Genomic DNA, 21931 nt, shown 5'->3' on the forward strand with positions numbered 1-21931 from the left:
AGATCGTCGACAGACTCGCCCGTTTATCAGGCGCTTGCACGCTATTTTGGGGAGAACAACCAATCATGTTCCGTAGCTTCATTGCGGAGAAATGGCCCGAGCTTTTCGTCGCCATCGGCATCGGTCTGGCATGGACCGCGGTCATCGTTCCAAGTCTGTAACCACCGCCGTCCCGCGCACCGACGGCCCGTCGCCCACTCTGCGTGCCGTTCGATCGCGCGGCTGATAGACTGCCTATGAGGTGGCGTGAGCATTGGCGGTCACTGGCTCTGGGTTTGCCGACCGTTCTGGGATTGAAGCAGCGCGGCTTCTTTATTCCCTGCCGCTTTGCCACCGTCGCCGGTTCCTCTGTCCTGCCCGATCCCTTTTATCCCGTGATCGATACCTGGATGACGGAGGCGCGGCCGCGCTTTGATGCTCTCTTCGATGCGATCGACGGGTATGCCGCCGACTTGGCCGCAATCGATGCTGCGAGCGCGCCGGCGCCGGCGCCGCGCTGGTGGCAGGACTGGTTTCCGCGGCTTGATGCCGCCGCGGCGTACGCGCTGATCCGCTCACGCGCCCCCCGTCATGTGGTCGAGGTCGGCTCCGGGCACTCGACCCGCTGGTTCGCTCGGGCGGTGGCTGATGGTGGTCTGGCGACGCGCATCGTTGCGATTGATCCGCGTCCGCGCGCCGCGATCAACGGGCTTGGCGTGCAGGTGTTGCGGTGTCCGCTGCAGCAGGCCGGCACGGCGCCGTTTGCCCGGCTGCAGGCGGGCGACATGCTCGCTATCGACGGCAGCCACGTGCTCATGCCGGGCACTGACGTCGACTGGCTGCTCAACCGCGTGCTGCCGGCCTTGCCGGCCGGTGCGCTCGTTCACCTGCATGATATCTTCCTGCCCGATCCCTATCCCGCCGAATGGTCCTGGCGCGGCTATAACGAACAGCAGGGCGTCGCAGCGCTGCTGCAGGGTGGCGGCTGGCGCATTCTGTGGTCGAGCCGGTGGGCCTCCACCCGCCTCACCGACCGGCTGGCGGCATCCGTACTTGCCGCCGTGCCGTTGCCGTCAGACGCGTACGAGTCGAGCTTGTGGCTGGAAAAATGCCCGTTCACGGGCTCGAAGGGGATTTTCGATCAGCTATAGGGATCGGCGGCGTCGCGCAGTCCGTCGCCGAGGAAGTTGAAGGCGAGCACGGTGACGATCACCGGCGCCATCGGCAGCAGCAACCAGGGATAAAGGGCGACGGCTTCGATGTTCTGCGCTTCGGTCAACAGAACGCCCCAGCTGGTGACCGGTGGGCGCAGGCCGAGTCCGAGGAAACTGAGCGCCGTCTCGCCGAGGATCATCGAGGGGATCGACAGGGTTGCCGAGGCGATCAGGTGGCTCATGAAGTTGGGCAGCAGGTGGCGGGCGATGATACGCGGCGGGCTCGCGCCCATCAGCCGCGCCGCTGTGCAGAAGTCCTCTTCGCGCAACGCCAGCAGCTTCGAGCGGACGGCGCGGGCGAGCCCCGGCCAGTCGAGCAGGCCGAGGATCAAGGTGATGCCGAAATAGACGAGGATCGGGCTCCAGTTGACCGGCAGCGCCGCCGATAGCGCCATCCATAGCGGCAGTTCCGGCAAGGATTTCAAGATCTCGATCACCCGTTGGATCGCGGCGTCGATCCAGCCGCCGAAGTAGCCGGCGATGCCGCCGATGGTGATGCCGAGGACGAAGCTGACGGCGATGCCGAACAGGCCGACGGTCAGCGAGACGCGCGCGCCGTAGATAATCCGGGAAAAGACGTCGCGGCCCAGCCGGTCGGTGCCGAAGAAGAAGAATTCGCCGCCCTCAGCCGGACAGACGAGATGAAAATGCCCGCCGACCGCTCCCCAGAAGCGATAAGGATCTCCCCGGCAGAAAAAGCGCAGGCGCTGAACGCGCTGGTGATCATCCGCATACGTGCGCTTCATCGTCTCAAGGTCGAGTTGATAGTCGAGACCGTAGACGAAGGGGCCGATGAGACGCCCGTCGTCGAACAGTCGGATCCGTTGCGGCGGCGCGTAGATGAATTCCCGGTGTTTGGTATCTCGCGCATAAGGCGCCAGCACCTCGCAAATCACGATCGATGCGTAAAGCGCGAGGAGAATGGTCCCGGCGGCGACAGCCAAGCGGTGACGGCGGAACTTCCACCAGATCATCCGCCACTGCGGTGCCATGTAATAGCGCTCCTGCTCGGGCGTCAGTGCCTCCGCTTCGAACGCCTCGAACGGCGTGGCGTCGACGGTGTGGGCCAGCCGGTCATTGCCCCCGGTGGTCATCGCGTGACCCTGCCACCAAGGCGGATGCGAGGGTCGAGTAGCGCCAGCAGGACATCGGAAATGAACATGCCGAACACGGTCAGCACCGCGAGGAACATCAGGAACGAACCGGCGAGGTACATGTCCTGGCTTTGCAGGGCGGCCAGCAGCAAGGGGCCGGTGGTTTGCAGCGACATCACCGTCGAGACGATGACCGAACCGGAGACGATGCTGGGCAAAAGATTGCCGATGTCGGCGACGAACGGATTGAGCGCCATGCGCAGCGGATATTTGATCAGTAGGCGCCCGGGAGGAAGGCCCTTGGCGCGGCCGGTGACGACGTACTGCTTTTGCAGTTCGTCCAGCAGATTGGCGCGCAGGCGGCGGATCATCCCGGCGGTCCCGGACGTACCGATGACCAGCACCGGCACCCACAGGTGCTCGAGCACCGAGAGCGCCTTTGCGATCGACCAGGGCTGGTTGATGAACGTGGCGTCCATCAACGTGCCGATCGACGTTCCGAACGCAACGTTGGCGAAATACATCAAGATCAGCGCCAGCAGGAAGTTCGGCGTCGCGAGGCCGAGCAGGCCGAGGAAGGTCAGCCCGTAGTCGCCCCAGCTATACTGGCGCGTCGCCGAATAGACGCCGATGGGAAACGAGATCACGTAGACAAAGATGATCGTCGCCGCGTTCAGCAGGACCGTGAGCAGGAGGCGGTCGCCGACGATTTCACTCACCGGGCGATTGTACTCGAATGAAAAGCCGAAATCGCCGTGCAGCATTCCCGTCAGCCACAGGCCGTACTGTTCGATCATCGGGCGGTCGAGCCCGTACTGATGACGGAGGAAGTCGATCTTCTCCTGCGCCACCTGCTCGCCCTGGCTCTGCAGTTCGGCGATGAGGGTGCTGAGGTAATCACCCGGCGGGAGCTGGATGATGACGAAGACAAGGGCGCTGATGACCAGCAAGGTCAGCGCCATCACCGCGAGCCGGCGGGCAAGAAAGAGCAGCATTGCGCCCCCGTCAACCGCCGCCGGACGACGTGCCGTCGTCGAATGAAAACGACGTGCCGTCGTCGAGTGAAGACGCCGCGTCGTCGTTCAGCCAGAACGTATCGGGATGATAGACGCCGAAGAACGCGCCTGGCTCCCAGTTGTAGATCGCCTCGACCGGCACGTTGCGCAGCCGGTCGGAGACGACCACCGGCTGCGGAACGTTGCGCACGGTGCCGATGGTAAACTGGAACTCGCTGCGGATCGCCAGCATACGGTGCCACAGCGCGCGCTTGGCCTCGATGGTGTTCGCGGCGATCCAGTTCTCGTAGAGGCCGAGCAGCGATTCCGCCTGCGTATCGTCGACGGGCAGGCCGGCGCGGCCCGAGGTCTCGAAGTACTGGCCCCATTTCGGCCAGCACAGTTGCTGCTGGCTGGTCGGCGCCAGCTCCGTGGGAGGTGTCTGCGCCGAGGCCAGCGCGTTCTCAAGGCCGTACCAGACGGTCATCGTCGACTGACCGGCGAACGCCCGGTTGCGCAGCACGTCCCGCTGTTCGGACTTGGGCAGCAGGCGGATGCCGATCTGTCGCCAGCTGTCGGTGATGAGCTGCAGAATGGCGATCTGGCTCGGCTCCTCGCCCGCCGTCTCGACGACGATCTCGATCGGCCGTCCATCCGGCATCAGCCGGGTATCGCTGCCCTCTCGGCCGGTCAACCCGATCTCGTCGAGCAGGCGATTGGCCTCGTCGAGGTCGAACCGCGTCCATCGCTCGGCGTATTCCGGACGGTAGAGCGGGCTTTGCGGCAACACCGTATCATTGGCCTCGCTGGCCAGTCCGAAGTAGATCACCTGGTTGATCTCCCGGCGATCGATGGCGAGGGAGAGCGCCCGGCGGAAGCGGACGTCGCGCAGCAGCGCGCGCCAGCCGGGATCGTCGATGGTGAGATCGGGATAGAGCGCCAGCTCCGAGCCGCGAGCCGAGCGCCACAGGCGAACATGAAAGCCGTTGCGCTTCTCACCCTGCTTGAGAACCGTATAGTTCTCGAATCCGAGGCCACGCGCCTGCAGGTCGGCATCGCCGGCGGCTGACTTCGCCGGGATAAGCGCGGCGCTCGCCACCGTCATCGACACCGAATCGATATAGGGGAGTTGCCGGCCCTCGGGATCGACGCGGTGGAAATAGGGATTGCGGGTGAAGACGAAGCGGCTGGTCGGCGGCCGCGTTTCGAGCTTCCACGGCTCGAGCGTCGGCAGGTCGGGATCGTCGTTGCGGTAGGGCTCACTCGCGAGGTTGAACATTGCCTGCCAGTTACGGCGCCCGGCGGCCTTGGCAAGCGCCTGCAGTTCGCTCTCGTCGCGGTAACGGGGATGGAGCGCCTTCAGGGTGTGCGCCGGTGCAAAGATGTATTCGGGCCGGGCACCGGCGAGCGCCGGCAGAAAAAACGGGTTTGGCTTTGCCCAGGTGTAGCGAACGGTCGTTGCGTCAAGGACCTCGAAGCGCGGCGGCTGGCCGTCGACGAGCAGGAAGCGATCGGGACCGCCCGGCGACAGCTCGTGATTGTTGGCGATGTCCTCCCAATAGAAGAGGAAGTCCTCGGCGGTGAACGGCGCGCCATCCGACCAGCGGTGCCCCTTGCGCAGGTGAAGGGTGAAAATCCGGTCCTCTTGAACGTCGAGGCCGGCGAGCAGGTCCGGAACAAGGTTCCAATTGCGGTCATACCCGACGAGGCGGGCGTAGCCCCAGACGACCATCATCCGCGTGTCCTTCGGCTGGCTGACCAGCGTGCGCAACTCACCGCCATACCGGCCCGGCATCATTCCCGGCGCAGAAAAGTCGGCGACGGCGGGCGTTTGCGGCAGGCGGTCGTCAACGGGCGGCAGTGTTCCCGCCGCCACCTGGTCCGCCAGCATCGGTGCCTCCTGATAGCGGGCGGCAGAGACATCCGTGTCCGTGACGATGAGCGTGGTGATGACCATGGCGACGGCGAGGATGACGAGTTTGCATCCGCGCCGCGCCGTGCCGGGTGTCTTGCGGCTCATCCGGATGCCCCGGGCGAAGGCACTCCGGACCGCGATCTCCCCGGGCTCGACGGGGGGGCGGAATGGGCGCGGACGCGGTGACCGCCGCCGAGGTCATAAAGGCCAGGCGGCCCCGCGCCATCCTCGTCGAACGGCGGCGGCCAAGCGGCGGGACTCGATGCCCGCCCGCCCATCAGCGCCGCGAAGTCGAGGCGGCGAGCGGGATCGGGGTAGGGGACGGCGGCGAGCAGGGCGCGGGTATAGGGGTGGAGCGGATCGCGGAACAGCGTCTCGCGCGGGGCTTCCTCGACGATGCGCCCGGCACACATCACGGCGATGCGCTCGGCCATGTAGTCGACGACCGCAAGGTTATGCGAGATGAACAGGTAGGTCAGGCCCAATTCCTGCTGCAGGTCCTTCAGAAGATTGAGGATCTGTGCCTGGACCGAGACATCGAGGGCGGAGACCGGCTCATCGCAGATGAGCAGGTCCGGCTGCAGCGCCAGGGCGCGGGCGATGCCGATGCGCTGTCGCTGTCCGCCGGAAAAGCTGTGTGGATAACGGCCGAGATGGCGGGGATCGAGTCCGACGCGGCGCATCAGCTCGGCGACAAGCTCGCGGCGATAGGCGTGATCTCCGACGCGGTGAACGATCAGTGGTTCGGCGACGATGTCGAAGACGTTCATTCGCGGATCGAGGGAGCCGAAGGGGTCCTGAAAAACGTACTGGATGCGGCGGCGATATGGCTTCAGCGCCGCTTGATCGAGCTTGACCAGATCGACCAGCTGCGTGCCGTCATCGAAGATCACCGAGCCGGCGTCGGGCTCGATCGCCCGCAAGATGACCTTGCTGACCGTGGTCTTGCCGCAGCCGCTCTCACCGACGAGGCCAAGGCAGCTGCCGCGCTCAATGCGCAGGCTGACGTCATCGACGACCTTGAGTCCGGGGCCGTTTTCGCCACGGGCGCCGAACAGCCCACGCCGCCGCCGTTCGCGAAACGTCTTGGAGACTCCGGCAACATCGAGCAGCGGCTGGTCGCGCGCGCCGCGGGCACCGTGATCGATCCGGCGGGTGAGCAGGTGACCGGGACCGACGCGAATTTCACGCAACGGCCGCAGGCGCTCGCCCGGCTTCATGTCAAAGTGCGGGACCGCCGCCAGGAGGGCCTTGAGGTAGGGGTGCTGCGGTGCGCGAAAGAGATCGCCGAGCATGCCGCTCTCGACGACGCGGCCACGATACATGACCACCACTTCCTCGGCGACGTTGGCGACGACGCCGAGATCGTGAGTAATCAAAAGCAGTGCCATGCCGAGTTCGCTGCGCAGGTCGTCGATCAACTTGAGGATCTGTGCCTGGATGGTGACGTCGAGGGCGGTCGACGGCTCGTCCGCGATCAGCAACGCCGGCCGGCAGATCAGTGCCATCGCGATCATCGCCCGCTGACGCAGCCCGCCCGAGAGCTCGAATGGATACGCGTCATACGCGCGCTGGGCATCGGGGAAGCCGACGAGGCCGAGCATCGCGATCGTAACGCGCCGCGCGTCCTTGCGCCCGGTGGAAACATGGGTCAGCAGCGCTTCGCTCACCTGATCGCCGATCGTGTGCAGCGGCGAGAGCGACGTCATGGGCTCTTGAAAGATCATCGAGATCCGCCGGCCGCGAACGGCGCGATACTGCCGAGTGTCGGGCGAAAGTATCGCAAGGTCGAGCGGTGCCTGCGTCTTGCCGCTTGCGGCGTCGGAGCCGGCCAGCAAAATCTCACCCCGGCTGATCCGCGCCGTGCGCGGCAGGATTCCCAAGATGGCTTGTGCGGTGACCGATTTGCCGGAGCCGGATTCACCGACAAGGGCCACCGCCCCGCCGCAACGCACGCGAAAACCGAGGCCATTGACGGCGCGCAGCGGGCCGGAGGGAAGCGCGAAATCGACGGTCAGATCGCGCACGCGCATCAATTCGCCCGCCGGCAAACGTGCCTCCAGCGCCGGCTCAGCCAAAGAAGGCCTCTTCGGCCGAAAGCCAGCGAGCCGCCGGATGCGCGCGCGTGTGGTCCAAAATCGCCTCGATGAACGTCCAGCAGCCGGCGTCGTGAAAGCCGTGGTGAGTCATCAGTCCGGTCGGCTCGCCGGCATCGACCCGCCCCTCGCGCCGGGCTCGCAGGTGGCTTATGACCTGATCGAGGACCGGGGCAAGACCGAAGAACCCGCGCGTGCCCTGCCAGTCGATGATATCGACGTGAACGTTGGTTTGGCGGAGGCTGTTCGCCGCTACGGCGACAGGACGCGGACCGAGGGTTGAAACCGCCTTGAGGCCGCAGGCGCCCAGGTGGGACAGCAGGTGCGCCTCCATCCGGTTCCAGGGCGCCACGAAGATGGGAAGCGCGCGGGCAAACGTGGTGATGTGCCGCCAGCCCCGGACAATTTCGTCCAGCATGATCGCAAGCGGCCGGTGCAATCCGAACTCCTCCTGTCGCACCCCGTCCGGCGCATGGTTGGCATGGCTCCAGCCGTGTTGCAGAACAGAGGCGAGGCGACGGCTGGCGAGGTGGCGGCGCAAGCCATCATCGGCGCCCGACGGGATCACCGCGAGCGCGACCGGTGTTGCCTTGGCGGCGGCGATGTCGAGCAGGTGCTCGAGCTCGAGGGTCACACGCGTCGCATCATCGTCGCGCCACCAGAATGTCGCGCAGCGGCCGCCTTCATGCCAGGCATCAAGCTCGCGCATCAGATCAGCCCAATCGCTCATGATCCGCCCTGCCCGGCACGCGCGCGGCGGGCGAGTGCGCCGATGATCCGCGCGGTGTTTGTGATTCCCCCCCGGTCGATTTCGACGCAAGGCGGCTTCAACGTCAATGCCTTGTCGACGGCGGCGGCAAGTATTTCCGCCGTCAGGCCGGCCGGATCGACGCTAACCGCCCATCCGCGCGCATCGAGGATCTGCGCGCGCAGCGTCTGCTCCGTCTCGTTGCCGGCGGCGAACGGAACGAACACGGCACGCGCGCCCGCCTGCAGGACGTCCATAACCGTATTGTAGCCCGCCTGGGAGATCGAAACCGCGCAGGACTGCAGCATTGCCGGCAGATCCGGGCGCCAGCGCTCGACGATAACGCCCGGTGGCGGTGACCAGGCGAGCTGGTCATAGGCCGCGTCCGCGAGATTGGGGCCGGTGATCAGTCGCCATGTCCGCTCGGCCAGGCGGGTGAGCGGCTTTGCCGCCAGCGCCGCACGCAACAACGGCAGTCCGACGGCGCCGCCGCCCACCGAGACGATAACCTCGCCGGCCCCGATCGGGCTTGCTCCGCGTTCGGCGGGTTCGGGCGGCGGTTCGACGACATAGCCGGTGTAGGTCAGACGTTCGGCAATGTCCGCCATTTCGGGAAACGACGCCTCGATCGGAACCAACCGGGCGTCGCCGTGAACGAGGATGCGATCGAACCACGAGCGGGCGAGCGATACGGCCTTGCGGTTCTTCGTCGCGTCCGGCCTGTGAACGAGGATGTCGCGCAGTGAGCAGACGATCACCGGCGGTTGCGGCCGGGCGCGGGCGGCGGCCAGCAACGGCAGCAGTTCGAAGGCGAACATCCGCCGGCCGAACGGGAACAGCTCAATCATCACCACATTGGGATCGAAGGCCGCGAACTCGGACAACAACCGGGTGGCGCGCCGCTCGCGCCACGCATCGTCGATCGGCCGGCCGTCCTCGTCGATTAGTGTTGCGAAGGTATCATCGGCCGCGTGCGCCGGCGGAAGGAAGATTCGCGCGCAGCCGGTAAAGTCGATTCCCGGTACGTTCCGTCCGCCGAGCGCGACCGAAACGTCGAGGCCCGAGGCCGCCATGCGGCGGACAATCAGCGACGCGCGCTTGAGATGGCCGATGCCGAGAAGATGCTGGACGTAGACCAGGACGCGGGGGGTCAAGCGATCCTCCTCGCCCGTCCGACCAGCGCGCGCAGGGCGTCGTTTAGCGTCGCGGCGGCGGCGGCGACGTCGTGGCGCGCCTGAACACGCCTTCGCGCCGCTCGTCCCATCTGCCGGCGGCGAAGCGGTTCGTCGAGCAGAACCGCGATGGCTGAAGCCAGCGCATGGGCATCGCCGATCGGCGCCAGCAGGCCCGTCGTCCCGTCGGCGACGACGTCGGCTACGCCCCCGCTTCGCCCGGCGACGACCGGAACGCCCGCCGCCTGCGCCTCGATCAGCGCCATGCCCCAGGCCTCGCCGATCGCGGGCCACGCGCAAAGATCGGCGGCGGCGTAAAGCGCAGGCAGCTCCGCTTCGTCGATGCGCCCGATCCAGTGGACTCGCTCGTGCAGCGGGGCAAATGCGGCGGCCACCGCGGCGCGCGCCGGACCGTCCCCGATCACCATCAGCCGCCAGGCGCGACCGGCAATCCGGGCGAGCGCGTCCGCCAGCAGCCGGTAGGATGCCAGCTTGTCGCCCGGGCGCATCATCGCAACGCAGGCGATGAGCGGCGTCTCAGCGGGGATGCCGTGCCGGCGGCGGGTGGCGAGGCGCGCCACAGGATCGTTGCTCGCTGCCACGAACGCAGCCGCGTCGACGAAAGGGGGGAGGGGGACGAGACGGGAGGACGGGCAGAGCAACGGGCGAAGGCCCTGCGTGTCCGCCGAGTTGAGCACGAAAAGCAGGTCGGCGCGGGCGATCGCGCTGGCGGCCGCCGCGAGACCGTCGGCCCACGGCCCGCGCGCGCGTTTCGCCGCATGCGACGCTTCCGCCACGACATAGGGGATGCCGAGATGATCGCACACCCAAGGTCCCACCCAGTCGGGCGCCTTGTGGTAGAGGTGATAGGTGAACCACAGGTCCGGGCGTTGGTCCGCGCCCGCGCCCGCCCAACACCGCACCAGGCGCTCGGCGATGCGGTGCCCGAGGCGGGCGATTTTCTTCTGCCGCTCGCTATCGCCGGCGCCTTCGTAGCTGCGCAGACGCGAGGCGGTCACGATGGCGTGACCGCCGGCGGCGAGAGCGGCGGTCAGTAAGCGCGCCATCGTCCGCTCACCCGAAGGCAGCGGATGACGGGCCGATTTCATCGGCGCATAGAACGCTATTCGCATGCATCCATCGCCGGCATCGCGCGCGCGTCTGCCGTTGACGCGCCGACGCCAAAGCGCCGCGCCAGCCGCTCGACGCCGCGATCGAACGAAAACCGCGTCGAGACCACCCGTCGTCCGGCCGAGCCGATCCGCGCGCGCAGGTCGGGAAAACGTATGAGCCGCTCGATCGCGAGAGCGAGGGCGATGGGGTCGTCCGGCGAAACGAGGCATCCGGTCTCGTCTGTGTCGATCAATTCGGGAATCGCCGATATCGTTGTCGCAACGCAGGCGAGCCCCTGGCTCTGCGCTTCCATCAGCACGTTGGGCAATCCGTCGCGGTCGCCATCGTCAGCGACGCGGCAGGCAAGTGCGAACAGGTCGGCGGCCCGGTACGCGCCGAGCACGACGTCCTGCGGCTGTGCTCCCCGCCAGTCGATCCGATCAGCGATGCCGAGCCGTATCGCCTGGGCAACGAGAAGGTTCGCCAAAGGCCCGCCGCCGATGTGCACGAAGCGCCAGGCGAGGTCATCGGGAAGGTGGGCAAGCGCGGCGAGCAGAACGGCATAGCCCTTTTTCTCGACGAGACGTCCCACCGACAGGACGATGACGGGGTCGTTCTGGTCTTTGCCGTCACGCGCCGGTCGGCGGCCGTCGGGGCGGGCAAACCGGACAAGGTCGAGGCCGTGGTAGAGCAACTCGACGTGCCCACGCGCTGGGGCGAGTGCGCCGAGGTGTTCGGCGTTCAGCCGCGTGCAGGTGACGAGCCAGCGGCAGTCGGCGAGCTTCTCGCGCTTGTCCCATTCGGGCGTGGTCCAGACGTCCTTGGCATGCGCCGAGGCGCTCCAGGGAAGGCCGGTCATCCGTGCGGCATAGCGGGTTACCGAAGCCGGTGTGTGCAAGAAGTGTGCGTGCAGCCAGCCGACATCGCCCGGCAGTTCAGCGGCCAGCACCATCGCCTGGCCAAAGCGGCGCAGGCGGTTGCGCGATGGATCGCGGGCAAGATCGCGCAGAAAGGCGGCTCTCGCCGACGCATAGCCGCGCCTGCGGCGGACCGCTCGCCAGGCGCGCAGCACCCGCAGCGGCTCATCGTGCAGGTATTCCGGCAGGTAGGCCACGGGAGCGCGGATTTCCCGGTGTATCGGGTGGATCGTTGGATCGGTTGGCCGGCGCATCGAAAACAGGCGAATGTCGAGTCCGCGCTGCTCGAGGCCGAGAATCTCCTGGGCGATGAACGTCTCCGACAGCCGCGGATAGCCCTTGAGCACGAAGGCGACCGGATTGGTCACGGGGTCAGCACTCGCACGCGATCAGCCCTCGTTGACGAGCGAGAGCCGGCGCGCCGGATTGCGGGAATCGACGAACCACTGATCGAACAGGTCGCCGATCACCTCAAGGCCGTCGAGCAGCCCGGCAATGCGCACGTCCGAGGGCCGGGGTTGCGACGGCAGGGCGCGCAGCGCCTCCGCCATGCTCGCGGTGCTCGCGTCCTGCTCGCTGTCGAGCATGCGCGTCAGCCCCAGCGCCTGGGCACGCGAGGCGCGGATGAACTGCTCAAGCCGCGGCTCGGTGCGTGGAACGATCAAGGAGGGTTTGTCGAACGAGAGAATTTCGCAAAACGTATTGTAGCCGCCCATGGCAACGATTCCCGTCGCCGCTGCCATCAGGTTTTCGACGTTGGCTTCGAAGGTGATTGCCTGCACCCGATCAAGCCGGGCCACCCGTTCCATGAATTCGACCTGCCGGCTCGAATGCATGAACGGCCCGAGGACGAGCAGGGCGGCCGGCAGATCCAGGCTGCTTTCGTAAGCGCGCAGCACCCAGTCGATCAAAGCCGCTCCGTCGCCGCCGCCGCCGGTCGTCACCAGCAGGAACGGTTGTTCGCCGACCGGCGGCAGCGGGGCGACCACGCGGTGAAGGGGCGCCTGCTCGCGGCGGAGATAGCCGGTGTAGCGCACCTTTGCCGCGACGCCAGCGGGAAGATCGATGCCATCAAGGGCGTTGCAGATCTCCGGCAGTCCGTAGATCCAGATCGCGTCATAAAGTTCGGCCAGGGCCGGCGCTGCGTTCTTGCGCTCCCATTCCTCGGCGAGTTGGCCCGGCTCGTCCATGACGTCACGCAGTCCGAGGACCAGCGGCTTGCCGCGGGCCTTGAGCATGGAAAGGGTATCGCGGACCTCGCCGCGCAGGCCGAGCGGCTCCTTGTCGACGAGAAAGACGTCCGGATCGAAGGCGTCGGCGGTCAGGCGGATGATCTTGGCCCGCATTGACAGGATTGCATCGAGGCCGATGTCGAGGCTGAGCGGCTGATAGTCGCCGTCCTTGAGCTTGATGACGCCCGGAATGCGCACGAAATCGACACGGCTGCTAAAGCTGAAGCTGCCGATAATGGGCGATCCCGAAAGGATCAGCACCGAAACGTCCGGCCGGCGGTTGACGAGAGCATGAGCAATCGCACGGCAACGGCGAAGGTGGCCGAGTCCGAAGGTGTCATGGCTGTAGATCAACAGCCGGAACTGTCCGCCGCCCTGCCGCATCACCTCTCCACCGGCGGAGCCAAATCACGATCTGCTGACCGCCACGGCTGCGGGCGAATATTGCAATGCCCGGTCGCTTGGCGCATTAATGAGCCAAAATGGCGAAACTGCAAGCAGGATTGCAGCATTGCTGGCGGTTTCGCATGCGGCGGCACTCACGATGCCGCTACTTGGATCGGGCTCGGGGTTAGATGGAGCCAACTCTTTTTCAATACATTAAAAAATATAGCTGGAGAGAGCAGATTCTCCTGCTTGTCTTTACGTGTATTTCATTTCCTTTTCTCTACGCCTCCCTCGAACTTCCGAAGATCATCGTCAACAAGGCGATTGCAGCGACTGACTTTCCCAAGTCCGTGTATGGGCTGAACTTCGAACAAGTCGAATATCTTGCAGTCTTGTGCGGCATTTTTCTCCTGCTGGTCGGGATAAACGGCGGGTTCAAATACTTCATCAACGTGTTCAAGGGCCGTCTCGGTGAGCGCATGTTGCGCCGGTTGCGTTATCAGTTGTTCACCCAGACTCTGCGATTTCCGGTTCCGCACTTTCGCCGGACCTCTCAGGGCGAAATCATCGCCATGATCACCTCCGAGGTCGAGATGCTGGGGGGATTTATCGGCGATGCCGTGGCTCAGCCGGCATTCCAGGGCGGTACCTTGCTGACCATTCTCGTGTTCATGTTCGCCCAGGATGTCGTCCTCGGTCTTGCGGCGATCGCCCTTTATCCATTGCAAGTCTATCTGATTCCGAAGCTGCAAAGGCAGGTCAACGCGCTTGCCAAGGAGCGGGTGCGCACCGTACGTCGGTTGTCGGAACGTATCGGTGAATCGATCACCTGTATCGAAGAGATTCACGCCAATGATTCGTCGGAGCGGCACAGGGCAGATTTTTCGCGCTGGGTTGGAACGATTTATCAGATCAGACTCAAGATCTATCGCAAAAAATTCTTTATTAAATTTCTGAATAACTTCATGGCTCAATTAACGCCATTTTTCTTCTATTCTATTGGCGGGTATCTTGTTGTTCGCGGAAATCTTACCTTTGGTGCGCTGGTTGCTGTTCTTTCCGCTTATAAGGATTTATCATCTCCGTGGAAGGAACTGCTCGACTGGTATCAGCAGAAAGAGGACACGCGGGTCAAGTACGATCAACTGATCGAACAGTTTCAGCCGGCGGGAATGCTGCCGGAAGAGCTTCAGCGCCCCGCCGACGGTCCCGTGCCCCGTCTCGCCGGGCGCGTGGTCGTATCCAACCTGACGCTCGAAGACGAGTCCGGCGTCAAGACCGTCGATCTGGCGAATTTTTCCTTCGCGTTGGGCGAGCGCGTTGCGCTGCTCGGCGACGCGGGATCGGGTGCCGACGTGCTCGCGCAGATGCTGGCCCGGATCATCCTGCCAACCAGCGGCGTGATCTGCATTGGCGACGACAACCTTGCCGCGCTGCCGGAATCCGTGACCGGACGGCGAATCGCCTACGTCGGCCAGCACGTCGCTCTCGTCAACGGTACCCTTCGCGACAATCTGCTCTACGCCGTGCGCCATCAGCCGGTGACGCGCGCCGATGCCTCCGCCGGATCGTTACGGGCGGAGAGCATGTACGAGGCGCGCTGTACCGGTAATACCGAAAGCGATCTCGACGACGAATGGATCGATTATAAGGATATCGGCGTCGAAACCGCATCGACGTTCTCTCTCGGGGTGAACCAACTGCTGGTTTTCGTCGGCGTCGAACCCGATGTCCTAGCGTTCGGATTGCGCAGTTCAGCCAATCTTGGACAGCGCGCCGAACTTGCCCGGCACATTCTCGAGGCGCGCCTGCGGTTGCGTCAGCGCCTCAAGGAACGGCGATATGCCGGCCTGATCGAGGTCTTCGACCGCGATCGATACAATCAGAACATGACCGTCGCCGAAAATCTGATGTTCGGGCTGCCGATCGGGCCGACGTTCAATCTTGATCACCTCAGCGACCATCCCTTCGTCCGCGATATTTTCGATCGTGTCGATCTGCGCGACGAATTTTTCGCCATGGGCGTTCGCGTCGCCAAGATCATGCTCGACCTCTTTCGCGACCTTCCACCGGGCCATGACTTCTTCGAGCGGTTCAGCTTCATCAGCGCCGAGAACCTGGCTGCTTACGAGGCAGCCGTCCGCCGGGTCGAGAGCGCAGGGTTCGCCGCTGCGGCCGAAGACGACCGCAACATCCTCTCATCGCTGCCGTTTCGGCTTATTCCCGCCCGCCACCGATTGGGTCTTCTCGATGACAGTATCGAACGGCGCCTGTTGAAGGCGCGGCACGCCTTTGCCGAGGAATTACCCGATAACTTGCGGTCCGCCGTCGCCTTTTTCGATCCGGATGCCTATAACCCGGCGGCGTCGGTTCAGGACAATATCCTGTTCGGGAAGGTCGTCTACGGCCGTCAGCAGGCACAACGGGAGGTCGGTGCGCTGATCGGTGAGATCGTCGACGAACTTGACCTACGCGCCGCCATCGTCGATCTCGGCCTCGATTTCGAGGTCGGAATTGGCGGGGGCCGCCTGTCGGCTGCCCAACGCCAGAAGTTCGCCATCGCGCGCGCTTTGCTCAAGCGCCCGGACCTGTTCGTCTTCGACAACGCGACGACGGTGATCGACGCTGCCAGTCAAGCCGAAATCTTGACGAAACTGCTTCAGTATCAGACGAACGCAGGGATAGTATGGGTTACGAGCGATGAGAACGAGGCCGAGGCGTTCGACCGCGTCATCCTGATGGAAGGCGGGCGGGTGGTCGGGCAAGGGGGGAGGCACGACGCGGCGCGCAAGGCGAATGAACGTGAAATGGCCCCGGCTGCAGACGAAGGGGAGGAGGCGCACGCGTGCACTACATCGAAGCCGTAACGCTGCTTCGCCGTATTCCGGTGTTTGCCTCGCTGGATTCGCCGAGTTTGAAGCTGCTGGCGTTCTCCAGCGCCTATCTTTCGTTCGATGACGGTGAGGCGCTTTGCCATCAAGGCGATCCCGGCGACAGCGTGTTCGTGATCGACGATGGTGCGGTCGAGGTGACGATCGAGGTGAACGGTAAGCCGGCCCACCTCGCCAATCTCGGGCGTCACGATCTGTTCGGCGAGATGGCGGTCATTTGTAACCTGCCGCGCACGGCCGACGTCTGGGCGCGCGGGCCGCTGAAGGTGCTCAAAATTGAAGGGGACGTGTTCTTGCGGCTGGTCACGGGCAACGCCGAGGCGTCGCTCGGCGTCATGCGGGTCCTGAGTGAGCGGCTGATGCGCTTTATCGAACTCTATGAACGTCTCAAGCGCTCGCTGCCGGCAGGAACCTGCCCCAAGGCACCGGTCGCTCCAGGTTGAGGCAGGCAGGTGCCCGCTGGTGAGCAGGCCCCTTAAGAGCGGGCGTCAGTAAAGGAAGCGGACGCGAAGCGTGCCGTCGATCGACTCCAGATCCCGGCGAATGCCCTGGCCCTCGTCGAGTTCTCCATCGATATCGCTGACCATGTAGCCGACATCGGAATCGGTCCTGAGATACTGGGCACCGATGTTCAGGCCTCGTGACGAAAACACCTCATTGACCCGCATCAGCACCCCGGGAACGTTGCGGTGAATGTGCAGAAAGCGGGTCGCGTTGCGTTGGGCCGGAAGCGCCACCTCGACGAAATTCACTGCGCCGATGGTTGAGCCGTTGTCCGAGAACTTAACGAGTTTTTCCGCGACCTCACTGCCGATATTGGCCTGCGCTTCTTCGGTCGAGCCGCCGACGTGCGGGGTGAGGATGACGTTGGCAAGCCCGCGCAGGGGGGTTTCGAGCGCCTCCTCGCCCGAGGCCGGCTCGCGGGGAAAGACGTCGATCGCGGCGCCGCCGATCTGGCCGCTGGAGATCGCCCGGGCGAGTGCCTCGATATCCACCACCTTGCCGCGGGCGGCGTTGATCAGAATTGCGCCTGGCTTCATCCGGGCGATTTCGCCTTCACCGATCATTCCGCGTGTCGTCTGGGAATCCGGTACGTGCAGGCTGACGACATCACTCGACTGCAAAAGCGCGTCCAACGAACCGCAGGGCTCAGCGTTGCCGAGCGAGAGCTTGTCGATGATGTCGTAAAAGTGCACGCGCATGCCAAGGGCTTCGGCGAGGATCGAGAGCTGCGAGCCGATGTGGCCATAGCCGATGATACCCAGCACCTTGCCACGGACCTCGTGGGCGCCCGTCGCCGTTTTGCGCCAGACTCCCCGGTGTGCCTGGCTCGATTTTTCGAAGATGCGGCGAAAGAGCATGATGATCTCGCCCAGCACCAGTTCCGCCACCGAGCGCGTGTTGGAGTAGGGGGCGTTGAACACCGGGATGCCCTTGCGCTTGGCGGCGCCCAGGTCCACTTGGTTTGTACCGATGCAAAAGCAGCCGATACAGACGAGTCGGGGCGCCGACTGGAGCAATTCGGCGGTCAGTTTGGTCTGCGAGCGGATGCCGATCATATGGGCATCCGCGAGAAGGCGGCGGAGTTCCTCCGGTTCGGGGGCGCCGGCGACGGTTTCGATCGTGGTGTAACCGCTGGCGGCGAACGTCTGGATGGCGCGCGGGTGGATATTCTCGGTGAGGACGATGCGGATGCGGTCCTTCGTAACGGAAAGGCGAGCCATCGCCGGACTCCCGAGACTGGAGGCAGAGGGTTCAGCGCCGCGGTTGCTGCGCCCGCGAACCCTGTCGGTCTCGCGCCCGCGCGTCAAGCGGCAACGGCGCCGGTTTCCACGGTGGCCGGTGGTGAGCAGCGTGGCGAAAAACGCAACGGCAAGACCAGCGAGGGGGAGATAACCGATGAAGGCACGTGTTTTGCGGCTTGCGGCAGTGATGGCGGCTGCGCTTGCATCGTGCGGACTGATGCCCATGCACGCTGTGGCGGCGACGGCGACGCTGGCGCCCAGAAGCATTCCGGTCCCGCTGGGGCAGGACACCCTTCCGGTGACCGTCTCTGGTGTTGCCGATTATGAAACGCACGACGGAAAAGCGACCGGCGAGGCGCGACTCACCGGCGATCTCGCCTCAGCGCAACAGCTGGCGACGTCGGTGCTGCGCGCTCTGCTCGACCGCGACCAGCGGTGCGGTGAGCATATCGCCGTTCGCGAAGGCCACTTTGCCGCCCGCGCCCCGGCGCTCGAAGTAACCGCGCTCATCGACTATGAGCGGCGAGCCTGCTTCGCCGGCAAGACGATGACCATCGTGCCTCGTTCCGATATCTCGGTCGACATGCTGTTGCATCCGGTGGTCGGGCCACGGTCACTGAAGGTCCGCGGCGAGGTGCTCACGTTGCGATCGGCCGGCACGGCGATCCCCAGCGCGGCGGAGGGCGCCCTCAGACAGGCGCTCTCGGCATTGGTGAGCGAGCGGATCGGCGAGCTGTTTCCGGCATCGGCGCCGGACGATCTGCGCTTGCAGGAGGTCGCATTCGCCGATGGAGACGCAGGCCAGCTCATTGCTCGTATCGGGGTCGTCGGCAGCATGCCTCAATCTCTCCTCGACCGGTTAACCCACAGGTAGCACCGTCGGTTCTTCCACCGCCCCGAATTGTCCGGCTGCGGAGCCGCCCGCGTGCGCCAAGGTGCTCCCATCTTTCGCCTATGGACAGGTGCCGGTCTGCGCGGCCAAAGTCCCGCCGGCCGCGGGTTCTCCCGTGACCGGCTGCGTGAACATGCGGACCCACGGCCCGCGCAGTCAGCACAGGTGGTGCGACGGAGATAGAGGATGGATTTGTGGCAGTGCCCAGTGGTTGTGACGGGAGCCGCCTCGGGACTCGGCGCCGAGACGGCGCGTCATCTCGCGGAGGCGGGCGCGAAGGTCACCGCCATCGACATCGATGCCGACCATGTCGATGCCGTCGGCCGAGCCATCGACGGGCTGGCGATTCATTGCGATATTTCCGACGAGGTGGCGGCGGAGGCAGCGTTCCGGCAGGCGCGCTCAGTTCATGGCCCGACGCGCGTGCTGGTCAACTGCGTCGGCATCGCCCATCAGCAGCGCATTCTTGGCGATGATGGCCCCATGCCGCTGGCGGAGTTCCGCCGGCTGGTCGAGGTCAATCTGATCAGCACCTTCAACATGATGCGCCTTGCGGCTGCTGACATGGCGCAGCTCGAGCCGACGTCCAGCGGCGAGCGCGGGGTGATTATTTCCACCGCCTCGGTCTCCGCCTACGAGGGCCAAAGCGGCGAGGCGGCGTACGCCGCCTCGAAAGGGGGCGTCGTTGGCATGATCCTGCCGGCCGCGCGCGCGAGTTGGGGCCGCTCGGCATCCGTGTCGTCGGCATCGCCCCGGGTCTGTTCGGCACGGCGACGCTGTTCGCCATGGAGCAGAACCTTGATTCCCGTCTTGCCCATTCGATTCCGTTTCCACACCGTTTCGGCGATCCTTCGGAGTTCGCCATGCTGGTCACGCACGTTCTTCACAACGTCATGATCAATGGCACGGTGGTACGGCTCGACGGCGGCTATCATCGCTGACGGATGACAAGGCACGTCGCAATCCTGCGGACCCACAGCATCGGCGGCCCGCAGGATTGACAAGCCGGCGCGTTGGCCAAACACTCGGCGGGCGGGCATTTTGGCGGGATTGACGCAGTGACGGACTTATCCGCGAACGGTCGAGAGAACGGCGAAGGCACGACGATCGTTCTGCACATGGTCTCCCATGCTTCCGGCGAGATGGTGGAGATGATCGCCCGCAACGCCGTCGCCCAGCTTGAAGGGGTACGCGTCGAACGGTACCTGTGGAAGATGGTGCGCAACCTGAGTCTGCTCCCCGATATTCTCGCCAAGATCGCGACGAGCCGGGGTTTCGTGTTTCACAGTATTGCAGCCACCGACATCCGTATGGCGCTGGAAGAGGGGTGCGAGCACCTGCGGGTTCCTTGCATGTTCGTGCTCGAGCCCTTTGTTGCGAAACTGGCGGAGTTCTCTGGGGCACCGATTCACTATCGCACGGCTGCACGCGACTACATCGACGAAGATTACTACCGCCGAGTAGAGGCGATGAAGTTCACCCTCGCGCATGACGACGGGCTCGCCTCGGATCATCTGGACAACGCGGACGTGGTGCTCGTCGGCGTCTCGCGCGCGACCAAGACGCCCACGTGCATGTACCTCGCCTCGCGCGGGATCAAGGCGGCGAACGTGCCGCTCGTCCCGGATGTGCCCCTTCCCGAGGGGTTGCTTGCCTATCGCAACAAGGCGGGCGCGCCGCTTGTCGTCGGGCTGACGGTCAGGCCGCAGGTGCTGGCCGACATCCGCAGCGCGCGCCTGAAGCGTCTGAGCGAGGACAACGAGACGGTATACTCGGAGATCGAATCGGTCGCACGCGAGGTCACCGAAGCCCGGCGACTCTGCCTGCGACAGGGCTGGAAGATCATCGATGTCACCGGGCGACCGATCGAAAACACCGCGGCGATCATCATTGATCTGTTGCGCGAGCGCGGGATGCTGCATGATCTTCCGTCGGATCATACCGGAGCCGCGTGAGCAGGCCGCGTCCTGGTGTCTTTGCGCCGACGGAATTTCAGCCGGTCCGGTGAGCCGCGCTACGCTTGCGCGCGAGAACCCGATGCGCGGGACCGCCAAATCGTCGCTGGCGGAAAGAAGGCCTTCACTATCTTGCGTTACCGTGGCGAGCGCCTCGCGCCGGAACGCTTGCTTCATTCCGGCCTTCGTCTAAAGAACGCGCCCGTCGATCCGCGACGGCCGCGCGTCCCGCCTGAATGGTCATCCGGGCGGAAACCGAAACACGGGAGAGGGATATGAGCAACTTGGGGGATTTGAAGGACCGGGCGCGCGATCGATTTGCCCTGCTCGGCGGCGGGCGCTTCATCGTCCGGCTCGCGGGTGCTCTCGTCCTGCTGATCGTTCTTTATTACGTGGTTGGCGCGATCTGGGTAAGCCGGATCGATGACGATCTGGCGTTTGAGCCCAAACGGACGACGGCAGGCGGCAGCTACACTGTCGATATGGCTGCCGGGTTGATCGAACGGGAGGTCGACGAGCACGGCTGGACGGCAAATGACCCGTTTTTCCTACCCGGCGCGGTACTCGACAACATGCCGAACTATCAGCAGGGGATCATGTATGCGCTCAGCCGGTTCGGTACGGTGCTGACCGAACAGCTCGCCCGTTCGCGCGGCACCTCGGCGGTTGATCCCGATGTCGATCGTGCCAGTGGCCTGTTGCGCTATCCCGGCACGGTGTGGCTGTTCGACTGGAAGACGTCCTTTGGTCCGACGGCGTCGTCGGAAAGCCAGTACCGGGCCGCCTACAAGGCGCTGATCGCCTACAACGAGCGCATCGCCAAGGGTGAGGCGACATTCGATCGCCGGGCCGACAACCTGATTGAGGCCCTCGAGCGTTTTGCCAGCGACCTCGGCTCGGCCTCGGGCGTGATCGACGAGCATCTCATCAATGACGCAGGCTTTCCGTTCAGCTTTACCGTCGATGACATCTTTTACCAGACCAAGGGGCGCCTTTACGCATACTACCTGCTGCTTGAGGGGCTGGGCCGGGATTTCGAGCAGATCATTGCCGAACGCAACCTGCAGGTCGTCTGGAATCAAATGATCGACAGCGCGCGGGAGGCCGCCGGCCAGAGCGTCTGGGTGGTGCTCAACGGCGGGACCTCCAGCCAGTTCGTGCCGAGCCACTTGGCAAGCCAGGGCTTTTTGCTATTGCGCTTGCGCACCGAGATCCGCGAGGTCGAGAGCGTACTGCAGAAATAGGGGGGCGGGGCAGGGCGCGGTGAGCACACGCGAACCGCACCGATCGATGCCGCAACGCGCGCGATCGTTCCCCCGCCCGCCGGTGCCGAAGAAGCTACACGAGCGGCATGGCCCGGACGAATCCGGTGCCGAGGCATGCCGAGTGGAGTGCGTCGTTTGCGGTCCGGTTCGCAGTTGCTCACCGCACTCTACGGGTTTCCCTACGCGGCGGATCGAGGCGTAGATCGGGACGGCTTTGTTCCAAGTTACGCCCGGTAAGGTGTCAGTTCTGACCAATTAAGTCATTGAAACGACGAAATTATCCGCAGCAGAAGAGGCCATCTGTCATCGTGCGTCATCATT

The 21931-nt window shown here is 64.8% G+C and carries 16 protein-coding genes and 1 pseudogene; 7 read left to right on the plus strand and 10 right to left on the minus strand.

Going from position 1 to position 21931, the window contains the following annotated elements; genetic code table 11:
* Positions 1-236: 236 nt before the first annotated feature.
* Entirely contained in the window at positions 237-1130 is an 894-nt protein-coding gene (locus IPK66_09335; GenBank protein MBK8175438.1) for a class I SAM-dependent methyltransferase, read from the plus strand.
* Here the strand turns inward: IPK66_09335 and IPK66_09340 are convergent.
* The 9 genes from IPK66_09340 to IPK66_09380 are packed head-to-tail and all read right to left on the minus strand — an operon-like array spanning position 1121 to position 12859.
* Positions 1121-2287 carry an ABC transporter permease gene (locus tag IPK66_09340; GenBank protein ID MBK8175439.1) on the minus strand — a complete coding sequence of 389 codons (1167 nt, stop codon included), beginning with the start codon at positions 2285-2287 and terminating at the stop codon, positions 1121-1123. The genes IPK66_09335 and IPK66_09340 overlap by 10 nt on opposite strands.
* Positions 2284-3282 carry an ABC transporter permease gene (locus IPK66_09345; protein ID MBK8175440.1) on the minus strand — a complete coding sequence of 333 codons (999 nt, stop codon included), beginning with the start codon at positions 3280-3282 and terminating at the stop codon, positions 2284-2286. Before IPK66_09345 ends, IPK66_09340 begins: the two co-directional genes overlap by 4 nt.
* A gap of 10 nt (positions 3283-3292) precedes the next feature.
* A complete protein-coding gene (locus tag IPK66_09350; protein ID MBK8175441.1) occupies positions 3293-5302 on the minus strand; it encodes an ABC transporter substrate-binding protein in 2010 nt (669 codons plus the stop codon).
* A complete protein-coding gene (locus IPK66_09355; GenBank protein ID MBK8175442.1) occupies positions 5299-7248 on the minus strand; it encodes an ABC transporter ATP-binding protein in 1950 nt (649 codons plus the stop codon). The genes IPK66_09350 and IPK66_09355 overlap by 4 nt, the downstream gene beginning before the upstream one ends.
* 19 nt (positions 7249-7267) lie before the next feature.
* Positions 7268-8023, minus strand: a complete 756-nt coding sequence (locus tag IPK66_09360; GenBank protein MBK8175443.1) for a polysaccharide deacetylase family protein — start codon at positions 8021-8023, stop codon at positions 7268-7270.
* A complete protein-coding gene (locus IPK66_09365; protein ID MBK8175444.1) occupies positions 8020-9195 on the minus strand; it encodes a glycosyl transferase family 28 in 1176 nt (391 codons plus the stop codon). Before IPK66_09365 ends, IPK66_09360 begins: the two co-directional genes overlap by 4 nt.
* Entirely contained in the window at positions 9192-10346 is a 1155-nt protein-coding gene (locus IPK66_09370; protein MBK8175445.1) for a glycosyltransferase family 4 protein, read from the minus strand. Before IPK66_09370 ends, IPK66_09365 begins: the two co-directional genes overlap by 4 nt.
* Positions 10337-11611 (minus strand): glycosyltransferase family 4 protein, encoded by a 1275-nt coding sequence (locus IPK66_09375; GenBank protein ID MBK8175446.1) that lies wholly within the window; start codon positions 11609-11611, stop codon positions 10337-10339. Before IPK66_09375 ends, IPK66_09370 begins: the two co-directional genes overlap by 10 nt.
* A gap of 21 nt (positions 11612-11632) precedes the next feature.
* Positions 11633-12859: a hypothetical protein gene (locus tag IPK66_09380; protein MBK8175447.1), complete on the minus strand. Its 1227-nt coding sequence runs from the start codon at positions 12857-12859 to the stop codon at positions 11633-11635.
* A gap of 191 nt (positions 12860-13050) precedes the next feature.
* Between IPK66_09380 and IPK66_09385 the strand changes: the two genes are divergently transcribed.
* Together IPK66_09385 and IPK66_09390 are read left to right on the plus strand one after the other, a co-directional pair.
* Positions 13051-15729: an ABC transporter ATP-binding protein gene (locus IPK66_09385; protein MBK8175448.1), complete on the plus strand. Its 2679-nt coding sequence runs from the start codon at positions 13051-13053 to the stop codon at positions 15727-15729.
* On the plus strand, positions 15708-16196 hold the full coding sequence (locus tag IPK66_09390; protein ID MBK8175449.1) for a cyclic nucleotide-binding domain-containing protein: 489 nt from the start codon (positions 15708-15710) through the stop codon (positions 16194-16196). The genes IPK66_09385 and IPK66_09390 overlap by 22 nt, the downstream gene beginning before the upstream one ends.
* 45 nt (positions 16197-16241) lie before the next feature.
* Here IPK66_09390 and serA read toward each other — a convergent pair whose 3' ends face one another.
* The gene (serA, locus tag IPK66_09395; protein ID MBK8175450.1) at positions 16242-17477 is read right to left on the minus strand and encodes a phosphoglycerate dehydrogenase; all 1236 of its coding nucleotides are present in this window, start codon (positions 17475-17477) and stop codon (positions 16242-16244) included.
* A 175-nt stretch (positions 17478-17652) separates the two neighbouring features.
* On the opposite strand from serA, the gene IPK66_09400 reads away from it, so the two are divergent.
* The 4 genes and pseudogenes from IPK66_09400 to IPK66_09415 all read left to right on the plus strand — a co-directional run bounded on the left by IPK66_09400 (position 17653) and on the right by IPK66_09415 (position 21589).
* Positions 17653-18372, plus strand: coding sequence for a hypothetical protein (locus tag IPK66_09400; GenBank protein MBK8175451.1), 720 nt, complete (start codon positions 17653-17655; stop codon positions 18370-18372).
* Between the two features lie 204 nt (positions 18373-18576).
* Positions 18577-19331, plus strand: a pseudogene (locus IPK66_09405) (SDR family oxidoreductase).
* Positions 19332-19448: 117 nt separating this feature from the next.
* Positions 19449-20345: a kinase/pyrophosphorylase gene (locus IPK66_09410; protein ID MBK8175452.1), complete on the plus strand. Its 897-nt coding sequence runs from the start codon at positions 19449-19451 to the stop codon at positions 20343-20345.
* A gap of 275 nt (positions 20346-20620) precedes the next feature.
* Positions 20621-21589, plus strand: coding sequence for a DUF2333 family protein (locus IPK66_09415; GenBank protein MBK8175453.1), 969 nt, complete (start codon positions 20621-20623; stop codon positions 21587-21589).
* The last annotated feature ends 342 nt before the right edge of the window (positions 21590-21931 follow it).

The organism is Rhodospirillales bacterium (genome assembly GCA_016712595.1).
GTDB lineage: Bacteria > Pseudomonadota > Alphaproteobacteria > Rhodospirillales > Defluviicoccaceae > Defluviicoccus.